General features: G+C 60.8%; 18 protein-coding genes. 8 read left to right on the top strand and 10 right to left on the bottom strand.

Going from position 1 to position 17,026, the window contains the following annotated elements; all coding sequences use genetic code 11:
* Window positions 1–8 precede the first annotated feature (8 nt).
* Window positions 9–1,007, bottom strand: coding sequence for an AraC family transcriptional regulator (locus AACY02_RS04005; protein ID WP_339430847.1), 999 nt, complete (start codon window positions 1,005–1,007; stop codon window positions 9–11).
* A gap of 353 nt (window positions 1,008–1,360) precedes the next feature.
* Here AACY02_RS04005 and AACY02_RS04000 point away from each other — a divergent pair, with 353 nt between their 5' ends.
* A complete protein-coding gene (locus tag AACY02_RS04000) occupies window positions 1,361–2,695 on the top strand; it encodes a dicarboxylate/amino acid:cation symporter (RefSeq protein WP_339430846.1) in 1,335 nt (444 codons plus the stop codon).
* 145 nt (window positions 2,696–2,840) lie between these two features.
* Window positions 2,841–4,022, top strand: a complete 1,182-nt coding sequence (locus tag AACY02_RS03995; protein ID WP_339430845.1) for a CaiB/BaiF CoA transferase family protein — start codon at window positions 2,841–2,843, stop codon at window positions 4,020–4,022.
* Window positions 4,023–4,058: 36 nt separating this feature from the next.
* On the opposite strand, the gene AACY02_RS03990 is transcribed toward AACY02_RS03995, so the two are convergent.
* Both AACY02_RS03990 and AACY02_RS03985 read right to left on the bottom strand, forming a co-directional pair.
* On the bottom strand, window positions 4,059–4,553 hold the full coding sequence (locus AACY02_RS03990) for a SprT family zinc-dependent metalloprotease (protein ID WP_221733026.1): 495 nt from the start codon (window positions 4,551–4,553) through the stop codon (window positions 4,059–4,061).
* A gap of 149 nt (window positions 4,554–4,702) precedes the next feature.
* Entirely contained in the window at window positions 4,703–5,305 is a 603-nt protein-coding gene (locus AACY02_RS03985) for a Yip1 family protein (protein ID WP_339430844.1), read from the bottom strand.
* Window positions 5,306–5,593: 288 nt separating this feature from the next.
* Here AACY02_RS03985 and ttcA point away from each other — a divergent pair, with 288 nt between their 5' ends.
* On the top strand, window positions 5,594–6,418 hold the full coding sequence (gene ttcA / locus AACY02_RS03980; RefSeq protein WP_339430843.1) for a tRNA 2-thiocytidine(32) synthetase TtcA: 825 nt from the start codon (window positions 5,594–5,596) through the stop codon (window positions 6,416–6,418).
* 69 nt (window positions 6,419–6,487) lie between these two features.
* The gene (locus AACY02_RS03975; protein WP_123534540.1) at window positions 6,488–7,162 is read left to right on the top strand and encodes a DNA-3-methyladenine glycosylase I; all 675 of its coding nucleotides are present in this window, start codon (window positions 6,488–6,490) and stop codon (window positions 7,160–7,162) included.
* A 99-nt stretch (window positions 7,163–7,261) separates the two neighbouring features.
* On the opposite strand, the gene AACY02_RS03970 is transcribed toward AACY02_RS03975, so the two are convergent.
* Genes AACY02_RS03970 through arsC form a run of 3 tightly spaced genes read right to left on the bottom strand, consistent with a single transcriptional unit; the run spans window position 7,262 to window position 8,635 of the window.
* Complete coding sequence (locus AACY02_RS03970; protein WP_339430842.1) at window positions 7,262–7,687, bottom strand: DUF2069 domain-containing protein; 426 nt, start codon at window positions 7,685–7,687, stop codon at window positions 7,262–7,264.
* A gap of 1 nt (window position 7,688) precedes the next feature.
* Window positions 7,689–8,285, bottom strand: a complete 597-nt coding sequence (gene wrbA / locus AACY02_RS03965; RefSeq protein WP_221733022.1) for an NAD(P)H:quinone oxidoreductase — start codon at window positions 8,283–8,285, stop codon at window positions 7,689–7,691.
* Window positions 8,282–8,635, bottom strand: a complete 354-nt coding sequence (gene arsC, locus AACY02_RS03960; RefSeq protein WP_339430841.1) for an arsenate reductase (glutaredoxin) — start codon at window positions 8,633–8,635, stop codon at window positions 8,282–8,284. The genes wrbA and arsC overlap by 4 nt, the downstream gene beginning before the upstream one ends.
* A gap of 113 nt (window positions 8,636–8,748) precedes the next feature.
* On the opposite strand from arsC, the gene AACY02_RS03955 reads away from it, so the two are divergent.
* Window positions 8,749–9,216 carry a TlpA disulfide reductase family protein gene (locus tag AACY02_RS03955; protein ID WP_339430840.1) on the top strand — a complete coding sequence of 156 codons (468 nt, stop codon included), beginning with the start codon at window positions 8,749–8,751 and terminating at the stop codon, window positions 9,214–9,216.
* Between the two features lie 66 nt (window positions 9,217–9,282).
* On the opposite strand, the gene AACY02_RS03950 is transcribed toward AACY02_RS03955, so the two are convergent.
* Together AACY02_RS03950 and AACY02_RS03945 are read right to left on the bottom strand one after the other, a co-directional pair.
* Window positions 9,283–9,687 carry an META domain-containing protein gene (locus tag AACY02_RS03950; RefSeq protein WP_339430839.1) on the bottom strand — a complete coding sequence of 135 codons (405 nt, stop codon included), beginning with the start codon at window positions 9,685–9,687 and terminating at the stop codon, window positions 9,283–9,285.
* Entirely contained in the window at window positions 9,687–10,121 is a 435-nt protein-coding gene (locus tag AACY02_RS03945) for a hypothetical protein (RefSeq protein WP_008079168.1), read from the bottom strand. Before AACY02_RS03945 ends, AACY02_RS03950 begins: the two co-directional genes overlap by 1 nt.
* A gap of 133 nt (window positions 10,122–10,254) precedes the next feature.
* Here AACY02_RS03945 and AACY02_RS03940 point away from each other — a divergent pair, with 133 nt between their 5' ends.
* Entirely contained in the window at window positions 10,255–10,710 is a 456-nt protein-coding gene (locus AACY02_RS03940) for a hypothetical protein (protein WP_339430838.1), read from the top strand.
* Window positions 10,711–10,722: 12 nt separating this feature from the next.
* Here the strand turns inward: AACY02_RS03940 and AACY02_RS03935 are convergent, their stop codons facing one another.
* On the bottom strand, window positions 10,723–11,712 hold the full coding sequence (locus AACY02_RS03935) for a 2-hydroxyacid dehydrogenase (protein WP_339430837.1): 990 nt from the start codon (window positions 11,710–11,712) through the stop codon (window positions 10,723–10,725).
* 82 nt (window positions 11,713–11,794) lie between these two features.
* Window positions 11,795–14,548, bottom strand: a complete 2,754-nt coding sequence (locus tag AACY02_RS03930; protein WP_339431011.1) for a response regulator — start codon at window positions 14,546–14,548, stop codon at window positions 11,795–11,797.
* A 219-nt stretch (window positions 14,549–14,767) separates the two neighbouring features.
* Between AACY02_RS03930 and AACY02_RS03925 the strand changes: the two genes are divergently transcribed.
* On the top strand, window positions 14,768–15,490 hold the full coding sequence (locus AACY02_RS03925; RefSeq protein ID WP_339430836.1) for a response regulator transcription factor: 723 nt from the start codon (window positions 14,768–14,770) through the stop codon (window positions 15,488–15,490).
* Window positions 15,477–16,901: a sensor histidine kinase gene (locus AACY02_RS03920; RefSeq protein ID WP_339430835.1), complete on the top strand. Its 1,425-nt coding sequence runs from the start codon at window positions 15,477–15,479 to the stop codon at window positions 16,899–16,901. The genes AACY02_RS03925 and AACY02_RS03920 overlap by 14 nt, the downstream gene beginning before the upstream one ends.
* The last annotated feature ends 125 nt before the right edge of the window (window positions 16,902–17,026 follow it).

Genomic DNA, 17,026 nt, shown 5'->3' with positions numbered 1-17,026 from the left:
TTTTACGCTCAATGCTCCTGCGCCCGATAAGCCCCCGGCGTCAGCCCTGTCCATTTCTTGAACGCGCGGTGAAACGCCGACGGTTCGGAAAACCCCAGTTGTTCGGCAATCTGCTGCAACGACAGATCCGCCCGCCCCAAATGGTAGATGGCGATATCCCGCCGCAACTGATCTTTCAACTCCTGAAAACTGCTGCCTTCCTCGCGCAAATGCCGACGCAGGGTCTGCGGGCTGACGTGCAGGTGCGCGGCCACCGCTTCCAGATCCGGCCAGTTCGCCGTGTCGCGGCTGAGCAAGCGACGCAAGCGGCTGCTCAGGCTGTCGCCGTCATCCGGGCGTGACAGCAGATCCGCCGGGGAGCGTTCGAGGAAATGCTTGAGGGTGCGTTCGTCCTGCAGCAAGGGCATGGGCAGGTAGCGACTGTGAAACAGCAGGCTGCTTTGCGCGGTGCCGAACGTCGTGGGGCAGGGGAACAGCAGATCGTATTCAGCGCCATGCGCCGGTTTCGCATAGCTGAACGTGGCGTGTTCCAGGCGAATGCGCTGGCCGATCAGCCAACTGCCCAGGCGATGCCAAATCACCAGCAGGCTCTCGCTGAGAAAGTGATCCGGGTCCCATAGCTGCGAATCGTCAAGGCTCAGCCGCACCCATTCGTCTTCGCGGCTCAGGGTCAGGCGCGGGGCCTGGGGGAACAGGCTGTAGAACAACAAACCGCGTTGCAGGGCTTTCTCCAGATTGCGGCAATGAATCGAGGCGTGGCACATCATGGCGAAGCTGCCGGGTTTGCTTGGTGCGTTGCCCAATCCCAGGTATTCGTCGTCCAGCACCAGCCACAGGCCCTGGATCAAACGGGTGAACTGCTCCGGGGCAATGCGTGCACGAGGCTCGTCGAGCAATTCAGGGCTGATCCCCAGTTGCTGCAACAGGCCCGAATAGTCGAACCCTGAGCGACGTGCGCCGCCGAGGGCGGCACGGGCGAAATGGCTGGCAATGGTGCGTTCGCGCATAAGCGGCAAATCCTTTCTCAGGCGCCGGATGGTAGCCGGGGTGCATCAAGGGCAACAAGGCGGATTTCCGCCAAATTGTAGGACGAGAAGCGGTGGGTTGGCGGAAATCCGCCAGGGCAGGGGCGACGAACGCTGGCATCGATGAGCCTGCAATCCCTGATATCAAAAGGCTTGCCGCGAAATGCACCAACGTGGCACGACGCTTGCGATAGGAGTGTCAGAAGCGTGCGTTGATCCGCAGGATAAAGCGCCATTCGACACAACAAATCCCTCCAGTGCAGGAGGGTTCGCAATTTAAGGTTTTGCGGACAACAGATGGATGTTGCCCAGCGAGACGCTTGAGGACACTTGCAATGACGACTCGTCAGCCACTGTATAAATCCCTGTATTTCCAGGTGATCGTTGCCATCGCCATCGGCATTCTGGTCGGTCACTTCTATCCGCAGACCGGTGTGGCGCTCAAGCCGCTGGGTGACGGGTTCATCAAACTGATCAAAATGGTCATCGCGCCGATCATCTTCTGTACCGTTGTCAGCGGTATCGCGGGTATGCAGAGCATGAAGTCGGTGGGCAAGACCGGCGGCTACGCGCTGTTGTACTTCGAAGTGGTTTCCACCATCGCCTTGCTGATCGGTCTGGTGGTGGTCAACGTTGTGCAGCCGGGCGCCGGCATGCACATCGACGTGACAACGCTGGATGCCTCGAAAATCGCCTCCTATGTCACGGCCAGTAAAGACCAGAGCATCGTCGGTTTCCTGCTTAACGTCATCCCGAACACCATTGTCGGTGCATTCGCCACCGGCGATATCCTGCAAGTGCTGATGTTCTCGGTGATTTTCGGTTACGCCCTGCATCGCCTCGGTTCCTACGGCCGTCCGCTGCTGGACCTGATTGATCGCTTCGCGCATGTGATGTTCAACATCATCAACATGATCATGAAACTGGCGCCGCTCGGTGCGCTGGGTGCCATGGCCTTCACCATCGGTGCTTACGGTGTCGGCTCGCTGGTGCAGTTGGGTCAACTGATGATCTGCTTCTACATCACCTGCGTACTGTTCGTCGTCGTGGTGCTGGGCTCCATCTGCCGCGCGCATGGTTTCAGCGTGTTGAAACTGGTTCGCTACATCCGTGAAGAACTGCTGATCGTGCTGGGTACTTCCTCGTCCGAGTCGGCGCTGCCACGCATGCTGATCAAGATGGAGCGTCTGGGCGCGAAGAAATCCGTTGTGGGTCTGGTGATCCCGACCGGTTACTCGTTCAACCTCGACGGTACTTCGATCTACCTGACCATGGCGGCCGTGTTCATCGCTCAAGCGACCGACACCCACATGGACATCACTCACCAGATCACCCTGCTGCTGGTGCTGCTGCTGTCCTCCAAAGGCGCTGCCGGTGTCACCGGTTCGGGCTTCATCGTGCTGGCGGCCACGCTGTCGGCGGTCGGTCACCTGCCGGTGGCCGGTCTGGCGCTGATCCTGGGTATCGACCGCTTCATGTCTGAAGCTCGCGCGCTGACCAACCTGGTCGGCAACGCCGTTGCCACCCTCGTTGTGGCCAAGTGGGTGAATGAGCTGGACACCGACGTGCTGCAATCCGAGCTGGCCTCGGGCGGTCGTGGTATCTCCGATGTGCGTGAAGAAGATGACCTGGGTGTGGCTGAAGGCCCAACCCCTAACAGCGTCAGCTAACTCGTGCTTGCATGAAAAAACCCGCTTCGGCGGGTTTTTTTTGGCCTGCGATTTGAGCACAACGGTCATGTTTACTGACACATCCGGTGATTGCCGCATGGCGGTTAGCTGCCTAGGCTGAGTGCATCGCACAAGGAGATCGCCCATGTCCGCACCGCTGGCCTCACTGAAGATTCTGGATTTCTCGACGTTGTTGCCGGGGCCCTTCGCCTCGCTGCTGCTGGCGGACATGGGCGCCGACGTGCTGCGCATCGAGTCGCCCACGCGCATGGATCTGCTGCGGGTGCTGCCGCCCCATGACGGCGGGGTATCAGCCAGCCACGCGTATCTCAATCGCAACAAGCGCAGCCTGGCGCTGGACTTGAAACAGCCCGCGGCGCTGGACGTGATCAAGCAGTTGCTGGGCGATTACGACATTGTGCTTGAGCAGTTTCGCCCCGGTGTGATGGAGCGTTTGGGGCTGGGTTACGAGGCGTTGAAAGCCATCAATCCGAAGCTGATTTACGTGTCGATCACCGGTTACGGCCAGACCGGGCCTTACAAGGATCGCGCCGGCCACGACATTAACTATCTGGCCCTGGCCGGGCTGTCCAGTTACACCGGCCGCGCCGACAGCGGGCCTCTGCCGCTGGGCATGCAGGTGGCCGATGTCGCCGGCGGCTCGCTGCATGGGGTTGTCGGTCTGTTGGCGGCGGTGATTGCGCGTCAGCAAACCGGGCAGGGCACGCATCTGGACGTGAGCATGACGGACTGCGCCTTCAGCCTCAATGCCATGGCCGGCGCCGGCTATCTGGCTTGCGGCGAGGAGCCGGGGTGGGAAGACCAGATGCTCAATGGCGGCAGCTTCTACGACTATTATCGTTCCCGCGATGGGCGCTGGATGTCGGTGGGCAGTTTGGAGCCGGGTTTCATGCAGCCACTGTGTACGGCGCTGGGCCGGCCGGAGCTGGCGGCGTACGGCCTGTCACCCAAGCCTGAGCAACAGCAGGCGCTCAAGGAGGCGTTGAAGGTTGAATTCGAGAAGCATGACTTTGCCGAACTGTGCGCGCTGTTTGCCGGGCTCGATGCCTGTGTCGAGCCGGTGTTGAGCCTGGGTGAGGCGCTGCAGCATCCACAGTTGCAGGCGCGGGAACTGGTGACGCAGGTGCCGCGGGGAGATGGCACGACGCAGGCGCAGATGGCGTGTCCGCTGAAGTTTTCCGAGGCTTTACCGGCGCCGCGGCATGTCGGGGCGGGGTTGGGGGAGCATACGGATCAGGTGTTGGGGGCGTTGGGGTTTAGTGCGCAGCGGATTACCGAATGGCGTGTTGCCAAAGTAATTCTTTAGAGCCAGTGCTAGCGATGGGGCCAGTTGTAACAACACTTATTCCACCCGCATTTCACCACTGAATACCAACGTGTTCCGGCACCGCCGGCACAAATACCGCCGCCCCTGCCGCACCAGGCTGTGACGCTGCGCCGAAAACGGAAAATCGCTGTCTGCACACGGGCATTTATAGATATAGCGCGTCACGCTGCGGCGTTTGACTTGATAGGTATGGCAGCGATCCGGCGGCAGTTCATAAACGCCGCGCATGATCAGTTGCCACTCCTCGCCGTGGGGCTGAATGCGGTCGCCAAACAGTTGATGGGCGATCAGGTGCGCGACTTCATGGGCCACGGTCTGCTTGAGGAAATGCTCGGTGTTTTCCCGGTACAGCTGTGGGTTGAAGCGCAGCAGGTTCTCGTGCAGATGCGCGACCCCGGCTTTTTGCCCGCGCAGCTTGAGGCTCACCACAGGGCGTTGGAAGTGACGTTTGAAAAAGGATTCAGCGAGTTGGTAGCAGTCTTCGACGCGGGTATTGAGTTGCTCGGGCATGCTTGATGGATCTCCAGAGGTGTCGAGTATGCCGCAACCCTTGGGACTTGCGAATCGCCGAACTGCCGAATGGTCATCCTGCACGCGAGAAGGCCGCCTTGCGGCGGCCTCTATTGGCAGGTCTGGTTTTTCTCAGGCAGGACGCTTTTCTAGTTGGTATAGACCGGGCCGACGCCCAGCCCCCAGATGATCACGGTGAACGCCATGATGGCCACGAGCACCACCAGGCCCACCGCCAGCACCGAGCTGGAAAACAGAAAACCCTCGTCGGATGGAATATTCATGAAGGTCGGAAGACCGACATAGAGCAGATACACCGTGTAGCAGATGGCCGCCGTACCGACGATCATCCCCAGCCACATATGCGGATACAACGCCGCCAACCCGCCGACGAACAGCGGTGTCGCGGTGTAAGTGGCGAATGCAACGCAACGGGCCAGGCTCGGGTTGGCGTCATAGGTGCGCGCCATCCAGTGCACGAAGGCCCCCATGACCGCGACGCCGCCGAGCATCGCCAGATAAGACATGACCGTCATCCAGATCGCGCTTTCGACCGTGAGCATCACGGGGGCGCGGTTGCCGATCACCCAGCCGACCTGAGTGGTGCCGATGAAGGCCGAGACAGCCGGGATGGCCGCCAGGATCAGCGTGTGCGTCAGGTACATGTGGCTGATGCTTTCCTCTTGGTCGCCACGGATTTCTTTCCATTCCTGATCGGGGTGGGTAAAAAGTCCCACTACGTGATGGATCATGCCAGTCACTCCTCTTGTTATTGCCATCGCCCCCCAGCGGAGCGCCTACGGGCCAATGAGGCCGAGCAAGTTCAGGTCTTCAAATGCGTGCGACCTTACGTCGCAGTATAGAAAGGTCTGAACCGCACCGGGACCAGGGGGTTAGAGCAAATCGCGCTGTAAACACACGGGTTAATCGCCGTGGGGTCTGTAAAAGGCGAATCGGCCAGTGGCGACAACCTGTGACCACAACCTCAGGGTTTTTGCGTAAAATGCCGGCCTTTCGTCACACCTCACGGATTTCGCGTCATGGGCACTCTTACGGTCAATCAGAACAAACTGCAAAAGCGCCTGCGCCGCCTGGCCGGCGAAGCGGTCGCCGATTTCAACATGATCGAAGACGGCGACAAGGTCATGGTCTGCCTGTCCGGGGGCAAGGACAGCTACACCATGCTCGACGTACTGATGCACCTGCAGAAGGTTGCGCCGATCAAGTTCGAGATCGTCGCCGTGAACATGGACCAGAAGCAGCCGGGCTTCCCGGAGCACGTGCTGCCGGCCTACCTCAAAGAACTGGGCGTCGAGTACCACATCGTCGAGAAGGATACTTACTCGGTGGTCAAAGAGCTGATTCCGGAAGGCAAGACCACCTGCTCGCTGTGCTCGCGCCTGCGTCGTGGCACGCTGTACACCTTTGCCGATGAAATCGGTGCGACCAAAATGGCCCTCGGTCATCACCGCGACGACATCGTCGAAACGTTCTTCCTCAACATGTTCTTCAACGGCTCGCTCAAGGCGATGCCGCCCAAGCTGCGCGCCGACGACGGTCGCAACGTGGTAATCCGCCCGCTGGCCTACTGCAACGAGAAGGACATTCAGGCGTACTCGGACTTCAAGGCATTCCCGATCATCCCGTGCAACCTCTGCGGTTCGCAGGAAAACCTGCAGCGTCAGGTGGTCAAGGAAATGCTTCAGGACTGGGATCGCAAGACTCCGGGGCGCACCGAAAGCATCTTCCGCAGTTTGCAGAATGTGGTGCCGTCGCAACTGGCTGACCGCAACCTGTTCGACTTCACCAGCCTGAAGATCGACGAAACGGCGGCTTCGCGCTTCGTTAACGTCGTCAACCTGTAAACACCATCCCTGTGGGAGCGGGCTTGCCCGCACACATTGGTTTCTTCGCTTCACTCAACAGGAGAGGGCATGCGCGATTACAAGTGGCTGCACGAATACTGTCTGAACCGTTTTGGTTCAGCGGCTGAACTGGAAGCCCATCTGCCCGTTCCCAAGACCCCGGCGCAACTGCGCAAGATCAGCGATGATCGCTACCTCTCGACCATGGCCCTGCGCGTGTTTCGCGCCGGGCTCAAGCACAGCTTGGTCGACGCCAAATGGCCGGCGTTTGAAGAGGTGTTCTTCAAGTTCGACCCGGAAAAAGTCGTGCTGATGAGCGCCGAGCACCTTGAACGCTTGATGCAGGACGCGCGGATCATCCGCCACTTGGGCAAGCTCAAGAGTGTGCCGCGCAATGCGCAGTTCATTCTGGATGTGGAGAAGGAGAAGGGCAGTTTCGGCGCGTTGATTGCCGACTGGCCGGTGACCGATATTGTCGGTCTGTGGACCTACCTGAAAAAGCACGGCCATCAGTTGGGCGGGCTATCGGCGCCACGGTTTTTGCGCATGGTCGGCAAGGATACGTTTGTGCCGAGCTACGACGTGGTCGCGGCGTTGAATGCGCAGAAGATCGTCGACAAGGCGCCGACCAGCCTGCGCGATCTGGCCATTGTGCAGAATGTGTTCAACCAGTGGCATGAAGAGAGTGGCGGCCGGCCGATGAGCCAGATTTCGATGATGCTGGCTTATACCGTCAATCACTGACACCGAGTCCGCCCCTTCGCGAGCAAGTCCGCTCCCAAAGGGGATCTGTGGACGCGACGGATCCATTGTGGGAGCGGGCTTGCTCGCGAAGGCGCCGGCTCAGGCGCCGCAGATCTCGCCTTCACCCGCCAGTTTGCGATTCAACTGATACCGCCACCGCACATACAGCAGCGCCGAGCAGAACACTGCCAGGCTCGCGAGCATCTCCAGAATGCCGAACAACTGCCGGTTCGGGTCATACGCCGCCAGCGCGCCTTTGATGAAATACAGATTCACCACAAAGCACATCCACGAATGTCCGCGAGCGCTGCCCATGATCATGGCCGGCGCGAGGACGATCCACGGGACCAGTTCGACCAGCAGAATCACCCACGGTCGCGCACCGTGCAGGTCGGCAAAGATCAGGTAGTAAGCGGCGAGCAATCCGGCCAGGCCGAAAAAGCACAACAGACTGATAATCCGCATCGCTTTGACGCGCGGCTCGAGCCACGCGACGGAGGGTAGAATCTTCGGCTTCCTGGCCATGTCAGTCCTCCAGTTTTTGGGCTGTCTTGGCCAGACGCAGGCCGAGTGCGCGACACAGCGCCACTTCGTGCTGATCCAGACCGCTTTTACCATCAGCCCCGGCATGATGGCTGGCACCGTAAGGCGTGCCGCCGCCCTGGGTTTCCAGCAGCGCCGATTCGCTGTACGGCAGGCCGGTGATCAGCATGCCGTGGTGCAGCAGGGGCAGCATCATCGACAGCAACGTGGTTTCCTGACCGCCGTGCAGGCTGGCGGTGGAGGTGAACACGCCGGCCGGTTTGCCGACCAGTGCGCCGGTCAGCCACAGATTGCTGGTGCCATCGAGGAAGTACTTGAGCGGTGCGGCCATGTTGCCGAATCGGGTGGGGCTGCCGAGGGCCAGTCCGGCGCAATTCTTCAGATCATCAAGGGTGGCGTAGAGCGCACCTTCATCAGGGATGTCCGAGGCCACGGCTTCGCATTCGGTGGAGATCGCCGGCACGGTGCGCAGGCGTGCTTCAAGACCGGCCTGCTCGACGCCGCGGGCAATCTGCCGCGCCATCTCGTTGGTCGAGCCGCTGCGGCTGTAATACAACACCAGAATGTACGGCGCGCTCACGGCAGCAACTCCAGAATCTGTTCCGGTGGACGGCCGATGACGGCTTTGTCGCCGGCTTCAAGAATCGGTCGCTCCATCAGTTTTGGATGCTGGGCGATGGCGGCGATCAGTTGATCTTCGCTGAGGCTACTGTCGGCGAGCTGAAGCATTTTGTATTCATCTTCCCCGGTGCGCAGCAGTTGCCGTGCGCTGATCCCCAGCTTGCCGAGCAGCGCCTTGATGTGCGCCGCATCCAGCGGGGTTTCAAGGTAACGCACGACGATCGGGGTCAGGCCGCGGGCTTCCAGCAGTTCCAGTGCGCCGCGGGATTTCGAGCAGCGCGGATTGTGATAAAGCGTCAGATCGGTCATGGCGGGTCGCTTCTGGCGTAAAGTGGCGGCTATTCTAACTGTGCAGCGCACAATCCAGAACCTTCAGAGACGATGGGTCGCAGGCGCATTCAAATTTTCACAAGGAACACGACATGACACGGCGATTGGCAGCGGCATTGACCATGATCGGGGCGTTGATGCTGGGGGGCTGCGGCAATGATTACGGCATCGACCAGAATGGTCAGAAGGTGGCGTCCGAGCGCCTGGACAAACAATGGGTGGTGCTCAACTACTGGGCCGAATGGTGCGGGCCGTGCCGGACCGAAATTCCGGAGCTCAACCATCTGGCAGACGAGCTCAAGAGCAAGAACGTCGGCGTGTTCGGGGTCAACTTCGACAACGTGCAGGGGGAAGAGCTGAAGAGCGCCAGCGAAAAACTGGGCATCCAGTTCACCGTGCTGGCGCAGGATCCGGCGGAGTTGTTCGAGTTGCCGCGCAGCGAGGCGTTGCCGGTGACTTACATCATCGACAACAAAGGCAAGGTGCGGGAGCAGTTGCTGGGTGAGCAGACGGCGGCCGGGGTGATGGCCAGGCTTGAGGCGTTGCAGGCTACCCAGTAGGCACGCCGAGCTTTTGCCGAAAGCGAGCTTCAGTGGTGAGGGGATAAGTCCCCTCACCACAAATGATCAACCCTCTTCCAGCCACCAGCGCAGCGGTTTGCCTTGCGCCGGCCAGAAGCGCATCTGCTCGATGGGCGAGATGTCCCAGCGCTGCACGCCTTCCAATGCCTGCAGGAAACGCTGCTCCTGCTCCATCAGTGCCGGTGCGCACAGCTTGCGGGTCTTGCCGATCTTGCCGAAGCTCAACTTGTTGCCATCGAGCGTGTAAGGCGCGAACCAATGGTTGCAGCCGCCGTTGCCATAGGCGCGACCATCATCGCCAAGTGTCACGGTCAGATGGCTGTAATCCATCAACGGCCGCTCGCCGATCCACTCCAGAATGTAGCTGCGGTTCTGTTGCAACTGCACAGGCTCCGCGGCGCAGCCCATCAGGCCAACACCGACCAGAGCGGCCAGGGCAAGGCGTTTCATCACGCAGGCTCCTGGCATTTCGGGCACAGGTGCTTGTCGCCAACGGCTTTCCAGCCCAGTTCGGCGATGCGCGCCGTAGCCGCTGGTTTTTCTGCGGTTTTGCCCAGCTTGGCGTCGACGGCGAATTCAAAGCTCAGCTCTTTGGCGCAGCTGTCGCAGTTGACCTGCCAGGTGTGAATCGCCAGTTCGCCGAACACCGGGCCCGTGGTCATCGCGGTCCATTGGCCCGGCGGATTGATCAGGTGGCGGACGGTTTCGACGGTCAGGCGCATGGACAAGTCCTTGCTGCCTTTGAGGGTGACCAACAGGGCGTCACCGATGCGGATCGAGCCACCATTGCCGGTGACCTGATAGCGGCCCGGAACAAGGGCGCGGCATTCGGTGAGGGTGTGTTGCGGGTTCATCAGGTTGTAGCGGAAATCGTGTTCGACCATGGGTCCTCCAAATATGCGCGACATGCTAGCACGGGCCACGTTGCAGAATGACGCACGCTTGTGACCTTCGATCAGGTTCAAATCGGCTTGCACACATGGCAAACTGCCGCCCTCGACTCTGAAGGAACGGAACATGGCGCTTATCGAATGTTATGAATGCAAGCGCAGCATCAGCTCAGAAGCCTCGGCGTGCATTCATTGCGGGGCTCCGATGGCAGAGCAGCCAACCCACGCACAAGCCCAGACCGCAGCGGCCCCCGTTCAGCCTTCGACGATTTCTTTCGGCAGTCTGCCGCGTAACCAGGCCGTGCCCGAGGCATTTGTCCCTCCGGCGCCTGAGCCTTTGCCAAAAGTCATGCCGGCCGCAGCGGGGCGTCGGCGTCGGCAACAGGCCGAACAAACGGTTGCGCGGCCCATCAATGAAGATGGCAGCCGTCCGGTGGAAAGCTGGCTGAAGATCATGGTGTTCCTGTTGCCGATGGTTTTCGTCTGGTTTCTGCTGCGCAGCGGGCACTCGGCGAAGCAGCGGCTTTTCGGCTTCGGCTGGCTGGCGCTACTGATTCTGGCGTCCTCGCTATCACCGAAATAAAACGTTAAACCCTCAACCCTCGACCTGATTTTGCGGCGATCCCGCCGCCCAGGTCGCGATGTTGTGCAGGGTCGTTGCGGCAATCGCGCCCAGCGCTTCATGCGTCAGAAACGCCTGATGCGCGGTGATGATCACGTTCGGAAAGGTCAGCAATCGCGCCAACACGTCGTCCTGCAACGGCAGGTCGGAGCGATCCTCGAAAAACAACTGCGCTTCTTCTTCATACACATCCAGCCCCAGGTAGCCGAGCTGCCCGTCCTTCAAGGCGTCGATCAACGCTGGCGTGTCGACCAAAGCGCCGCGCCCGGTGTTGATCAGCATGGCGCCGGCTTGCATGTGCGCCAGTGAATCACGGTTGATCAGGTGTTTGCTTTGCTCGTTGAGCGGGCAGTGCAGGCTGACGATTCGCGATTGCGCGAGCAACTCCGGCAGGCTCAGATAGCGTGCGCCGAGTGCCAGGACGTCGGGGTTTGGATACGGATCACAGGCCAGCAATTTACAGCCGAAACCGTGCATGATTTTCGCGAACGTGGCGCCGATCTGCCCGGTGCCGACGATGCCGACGGTCTTGCCGACCAGATCGAAACCGGTCAGCCCGTGCAGGCTGAAATCGCCCTCGCGGGTGCGGTTGTACGCGCGGTGCAAGCGTCGGTTGAGGGCCAGGATCAGTGCGACAGCATGTTCGGCCACGGCATGGGGCGAGTAGGCCGGGACACGCACGACGGTCAGGCCGAGACGTTTGGCTGCGGCCAGATCGACATGGTTGTAACCGGCCGAGCGCAAGGCAATCAATCGGGTGCCGCCGGCGGCCAGTCGCTCCAGCACCGCCGCGCCGAGATCGTCATTGATGAACGCGCAAACCACCTCGTGCCTGTCGGCCAGTGCGGCGGTGTCGAGGCTGAGCCGGGCAGGTTGAAAATGCAGTTCGATGTCCGTCGGGCAGTCGGCCGCGAGAAAACTGTCGCGGTCGTAGGCCTGGCTGCTGAAAACGATTGTGCGCATTGAATCCTCCTGGAACATCGACCCGGGTTGAAGCACCCGAATCCACTTTAGCCGGGTCTGCGTCGACCGGCATTGCGCTGGATCAGGCGCTGATCCTCGCTTGCGCTGCCAGTCGGTTCATCGCTCGCTCCAGTTCATCGAGCGCTTGCGCGGCTTTCGGGTCGTCCTGTTTTAGCAGGGTTTCGCTGCGCTGACAGGCGGCGCGCAATTGCGGTACGCCGCAGTAGCGTGTGGCGCCGTGCAGGCGATGGACTCGTTCGATCAGTGCATTCTGATCGTGGCTGTCGCGTGCATTGCGGATGGCTTCGCGGTCGGCCTCCAGCGAGGCCAGCAACATCGCCAGCATGTCCGCCGCCAGATCTGCTTTACCGGCAGCCAGGCGCAAACCTTCCTCGTGATCGAGTACCGGCAGTTCGTTTTGGCCGGCAGTGCTTTCGCTGGCCCGCTCCGGCCCCTGATTGCGCAGGGCTAGACCGGTCCACTTCAACACGACCTGCGCCAGTTGCCGTTCGCTGATCGGTTTGGTCAGGTAGTCGTCCATGCCGCTTTGCAGTAACGCACGTTTTTCGTTGGCCATGGCGTGGGCGGTGAGGGCGACGATCGGCAGCGGCGTGCAATGCCGCTCACTTTCCCACTGGCGGATGGTTTCGGTGCTCTGGCGGCCGTCCATGCCCGGCATTTGCACGTCCATCAGTACCAGGTCGAAGGATTCGGTCTGTACCGCTTTGACTGCGGCGTAACCGCTTTCCACGGCGAGGACCTTGGCGCCCATGTCTTCGAGCAGGGTTTGCACCAGCAACAGGTTGGCCGGGTTGTCATCGACGCAAAGCACTCGCGGCGCGCGACTCGACAGCGGCTCGCCGGGTTCGGTGCGCGGTTGGCGCGGGTTGGCCAGATCCGATAGCGCCCGGCGCAGTTTGCGCGTGCAGGCCGGTTTGGCTTGCAGTTGGCTGTGCGGATTGGGCACCGACAGATGGAACAGCGTCTGTTCCGTGGTCGGGCACAGCACCAACACTTTGCAACCCAGGTGTTCGAGATCCCAGATATGCTGGTTCAGACGTTCCGGCAACATGTCGTTGCTGGTGATGCCGATTACCGCCAGATCAATCGCCTGATCGGTCTGATGCGCACCGGTGACGCCATTGGTCAGGCTTTCCAGGGTGTTGAACGGTGTGACATTGAGGCCGCAGTCTTCCAGTTGATGCTGCAACGCCTGACGCGCCAGTTCGTGGTTTTCCAGCACCGCCACCCGACGTCCGAGCAGCGGCGCCGAGGGCAGGTCTTCGGCATCGTCGCGGGCCTTGGGCAGGCTCAGGCTGATCCAGAATTCCGAGCCTTCGCCCGGCGTGCTCTCGACGCCGATTTCGCCGCCCATCTGTTCGATCAGTCGCTTGGAAATCACCAGACCCAGACCGGTGCCTCCGGGTTGGCGCGACAGCGAGTTGTCAGCCTGACTGAAGGCCTGGAACAACGCCCGTACGTCCTGGCTCGACAAGCCGATGCCGGTGTCCTGAATGCTGATGCGCAGTTGCACGCTGTCCTCGTGTTCTTCCTCAAGCATGGCTCGCGCGACGATGGTGCCTTCGCGGGTGAACTTGATCGCGTTGCTGACTAGGTTGGTGAGGATCTGCTTCAGGCGCAACGGGTCGCCGACCAGCGACAGTGGCGTGTCGCGGTACACCAGGCTGACCAGTTCAAGCTGTTTGGCGTGGGCGGCCGGGGCAAGAATCGTCAAGGTGTCCTGCAACAGATCGCGCAGGTTGAACGGGATATGGTCGAGCACCAGTTTGCCGGCTTCGATTTTCGAGAAATCGAGGATCTCGTTGATGATGCCCAGGAGGCTGTCGGCGGACTTTTCAATGGTGCCCAGATAATCGAGCTGACGCGGCGTCAGTTCGCTTTTCTGCAACAGGTGAGTGAAGCCGAGAATGCCATTGAGCGGCGTGCGAATCTCGTGGCTCATGTTGGCGAGGAACTCGGATTTGATCCGGCTTGCCTCCAGCGCCTCCTTACGGGCCAGGTCCAGTTCGATGTTCTGGATCTCGATGGTTTCCAGGTTCTGGCGCACGTCTTCGGTGGCTTGATCGACACTGTGCTGCAATTCTTCGCGGGCGTTTTGCAGGGTGCCGGCCATGCGGTTGATGCCCGACGCCAGCTCATCGAGCTCCTGGCTGCCAAGGGGTGGCAGGCGGGTTTCCAGATGACCATCCTTGAGTTGCGCGACGGCTTGTTTGATCTGGCCCAGCGGGCGGTTGATGGTGCGCCCCATGCGCAATGCGAGCAAAGCCGCACCAGCGAGGCCTGCGGCGATCAGCAGCAGGCTGGCGAACAGGCTGCGATAACCGCGCAGCAGCATGCCGTTGTGGGACAGCTCCAGTTCGACCCAGCCCAGCAGGCGGTCGGACTCTTCGGGGATCACCTCACCGGCAAGGTTGCGGTGTCTGCCGAAGACCGGCATCAGGTAACGAGTCGCGTCATTGCCGCTGCGTCTTTGCAGTTGGGCGCTGTCGCCGCTCGGCGCCTGATTGAGCATGGTGGGGCCGGCGTGGGCCAGCGGCGTGCGATCCGGCGCGAGGAAGGTCACCGCGCGCATGTCCGGTTGTTCGAGCGACTGGGTGGCAATGCGTTCGAGCAATTCGTTGTTGCCATGGCCCATGGCGGGAGCTACCAGCGGCGCCAGTTGCTCAGCGATCATTTCGCCACGCTGCATCAATTGGGTCTGCAAGTCGGACTGCTGCGTCCAGGTGAAATAACCACCCAGCACCAGCGCCATCAGGCTGGTCGGCAACAAGGTCAGCAGCATCACGCGACCTTTGATTCCCAGTTTCTTGAGCACACCTGTCTCCTGCATCCCGCTGATCTGTTGACTCATGCGTGCATCCGGCACGCGGCATGGGCGCAGTGTAGCGATTTGCTCGCGGGCAATCTTCGGAAAAATGGTGTCGTGGTCGGTCTGTGCATCGGTGCGCGTTTGTCCGGCAGGCCAGGCTTGGGTTGCCCGATGTCCCTCAATCTTGAATAATCGCGCTCAACTGAGAATTATTTGCAGATACTCATGAATCCTGTTTCCGTCGTTCAGCCACGCATTCTTTCCATCGAAGACGATCCGGTCCTGGGGGCCTACGTTCACGAACACCTGGGCCGCAGCGGCTTTCAGGTGACGTGGTGCCAGAACGGCCAGGAAGGTCTGAACATCGCTCAGCACCAACCGTTCGACGTGGTGCTGGTGGATATTCTGCTGCCCGGGCTGGACGGTCTCAAGGTGCTGACCCAGTTGCGCCAGAGTCATTCGACGCCAGTGCTGCTGATGTCGGCGCTGGGGGCCGAGGCTGATCGCATCAGTGGTTTCCGCTTGGGCGCCGATGACTATTTGCCCAAACCGTTCAGCATGGCCGAATTGCATGTGCGCATCGAAGCGATTCTGCGGCGGGTGGCCCTGGATCGTCGCCCGGCGCCTGTAGCCGTGCCCGTGGCGCCGGGTACGCTGCGCTTCGACGATCAACAGAGCGATGTGTTTTTTCGCGAACAACCGGCGGGGCTGACCCGCAGCGAATTCCGCCTGCTGGAAACCCTCGATCGCAATAATGAGGAGGTGCTGAGCAAGGCCTTCCTTTATCAGCATGTTCTGCAACGCGGCTACGCGGCCCATGACCGCAGCCTCGATATGCACATCAGCCAGATCCGCCGCAAACTCAAGGCCATCGGTTATACCGAGCGCGAAGTGCGCACGGTCTGGGGCAAGGGCTATGTGTTGAGTGCCGCTGATGAAAGTGTCTGAACTGCCGGGGCGTCATTCGCTGTTCTGGAAGCTGGCCTTTCTGTTGGTGGCGTTCTGTTTGCTGATGATCTGGCTGAGCTGGTCATGGGGCCGGTACATGGAGCAACGCAATCAGTTTCTCTCCAGCGAGGCGCGTGGCACCTTGATGCGTTATGCCAGCGAAGCCGAGCAGGCTTGGCAGCGGGGCCGGCGCGAAGGCGTCGATAGCTGGTTGCAGAGCATGGAGTTGCGCGAAGCCGCCTGGGTCGGCGTGATCGGCAGCAACTTGCAATCGTTGAGCAATGAGCCGCTCAATGACCGGGAAATCCAGCACCTGACTTTTCTGCGCGGGCTCGATTGGCCGATCCACAAGCAGGGGCGGCCGTGGCTGCGCATACCGTTTCCCCAAGCCCCCTCCGTTGGCAGTCTGGTGATCGAACTCCCCGAGCGTTTTCTGCCGGGCAAATATCGAGTGTTCTGGCGGGTGATCACCAACGGCGTGATTCCCGGCCTGTTCACTTTATTACTGTGCGTTGGCCTGTATCGCCTGCTGGTGGTGCCGCTGAACAACCTGCGTGAACAGGCCAACGCCTGGCGCGCCGATCAATTGAATGTGCGACTGTCGAGCGGTATCACCCAGCGACCGGACGAACTCGGCGAACTGGCCCGGGCGTTCGACTCGATGTCCGAACGTTTGCAATCGAGCGTCGCGCTGCAACAGCAATTGCTGCGCGACCTCTCCCATGAACTGCGTACACCGCTGAGTCGACTGCGCGTGGCCAGCGAAAGCGAGCAAAGCCTGGTGCAATTGCGCGAGCGCATCGGGCGTGAAGTCGACGGCATGCAACGGTTGGTCGAAGACACGCTGCAACTGGCCTGGCTGGATACTGACCGCTCACCGTTGCCGGATGAGGCCATCCAGATCCAGGCGCTGTGGGAAATGCTCACCGATAACGCCTGTTATGAAAGCGGCTGGTCAAGTCTGCAATTGCAGTGCTCCGTCGAAGCGTCGTGCTGGGTGCGCGGCAATCTCAATACGCTGGCGCAGGCGCTGGAAAACATTTTGCGCAATGCCATTCGTCACTCGCCTGAGGGCGGGATCGTGCGCTTGGATGGGCGACGGGAGGGGAGTTATTGGCATCTGTGTCTGGAGGATCAGGGGGGCGGGGTGGCTGGCGGGGATCTGCAGCGGATTTTTGATCCGTTCATCCGACTGGATGGGGCGCGGCCGGGCAATGGCGGGTTCGGGTTGGGGTTGAGCATTGCCAGGAATGCGGTGCAGCGCCAGGGCGGGACGTTGTGGGCGGAGAACAGCGGGACGGGGTTGCGACTGAATTTTCGGTTGGTTGCTGATGAGGGGATTGCTTCGACTGACGCCTTCGCGAGCAGGCTCGCTCCTGCATTGGGGTTGTGTTCGCCGCTGACTGTGTGAAGGAAACGGTTCTCTTGTAGGCGTGAGCCTGCTCGCGATGTAGTCCTATGGAATGTCCATTTCCGCCGACTTTGCGGGAGTGCTCTCGTATTTTTGTACGATATTTCCCAAGCAGGATCGGCGGT

The organism is Pseudomonas sp. EA_65y_Pfl2_P78, assembly GCF_963970495.1.
In the GTDB taxonomy this organism is placed as follows: Bacteria; Pseudomonadota; Gammaproteobacteria; order Pseudomonadales; family Pseudomonadaceae; genus Aquipseudomonas; species Aquipseudomonas baetica_A.
Note: the sequence above shows the minus strand (reverse complement) of the source record. Positions and strands in the feature narration are given on the sequence as shown.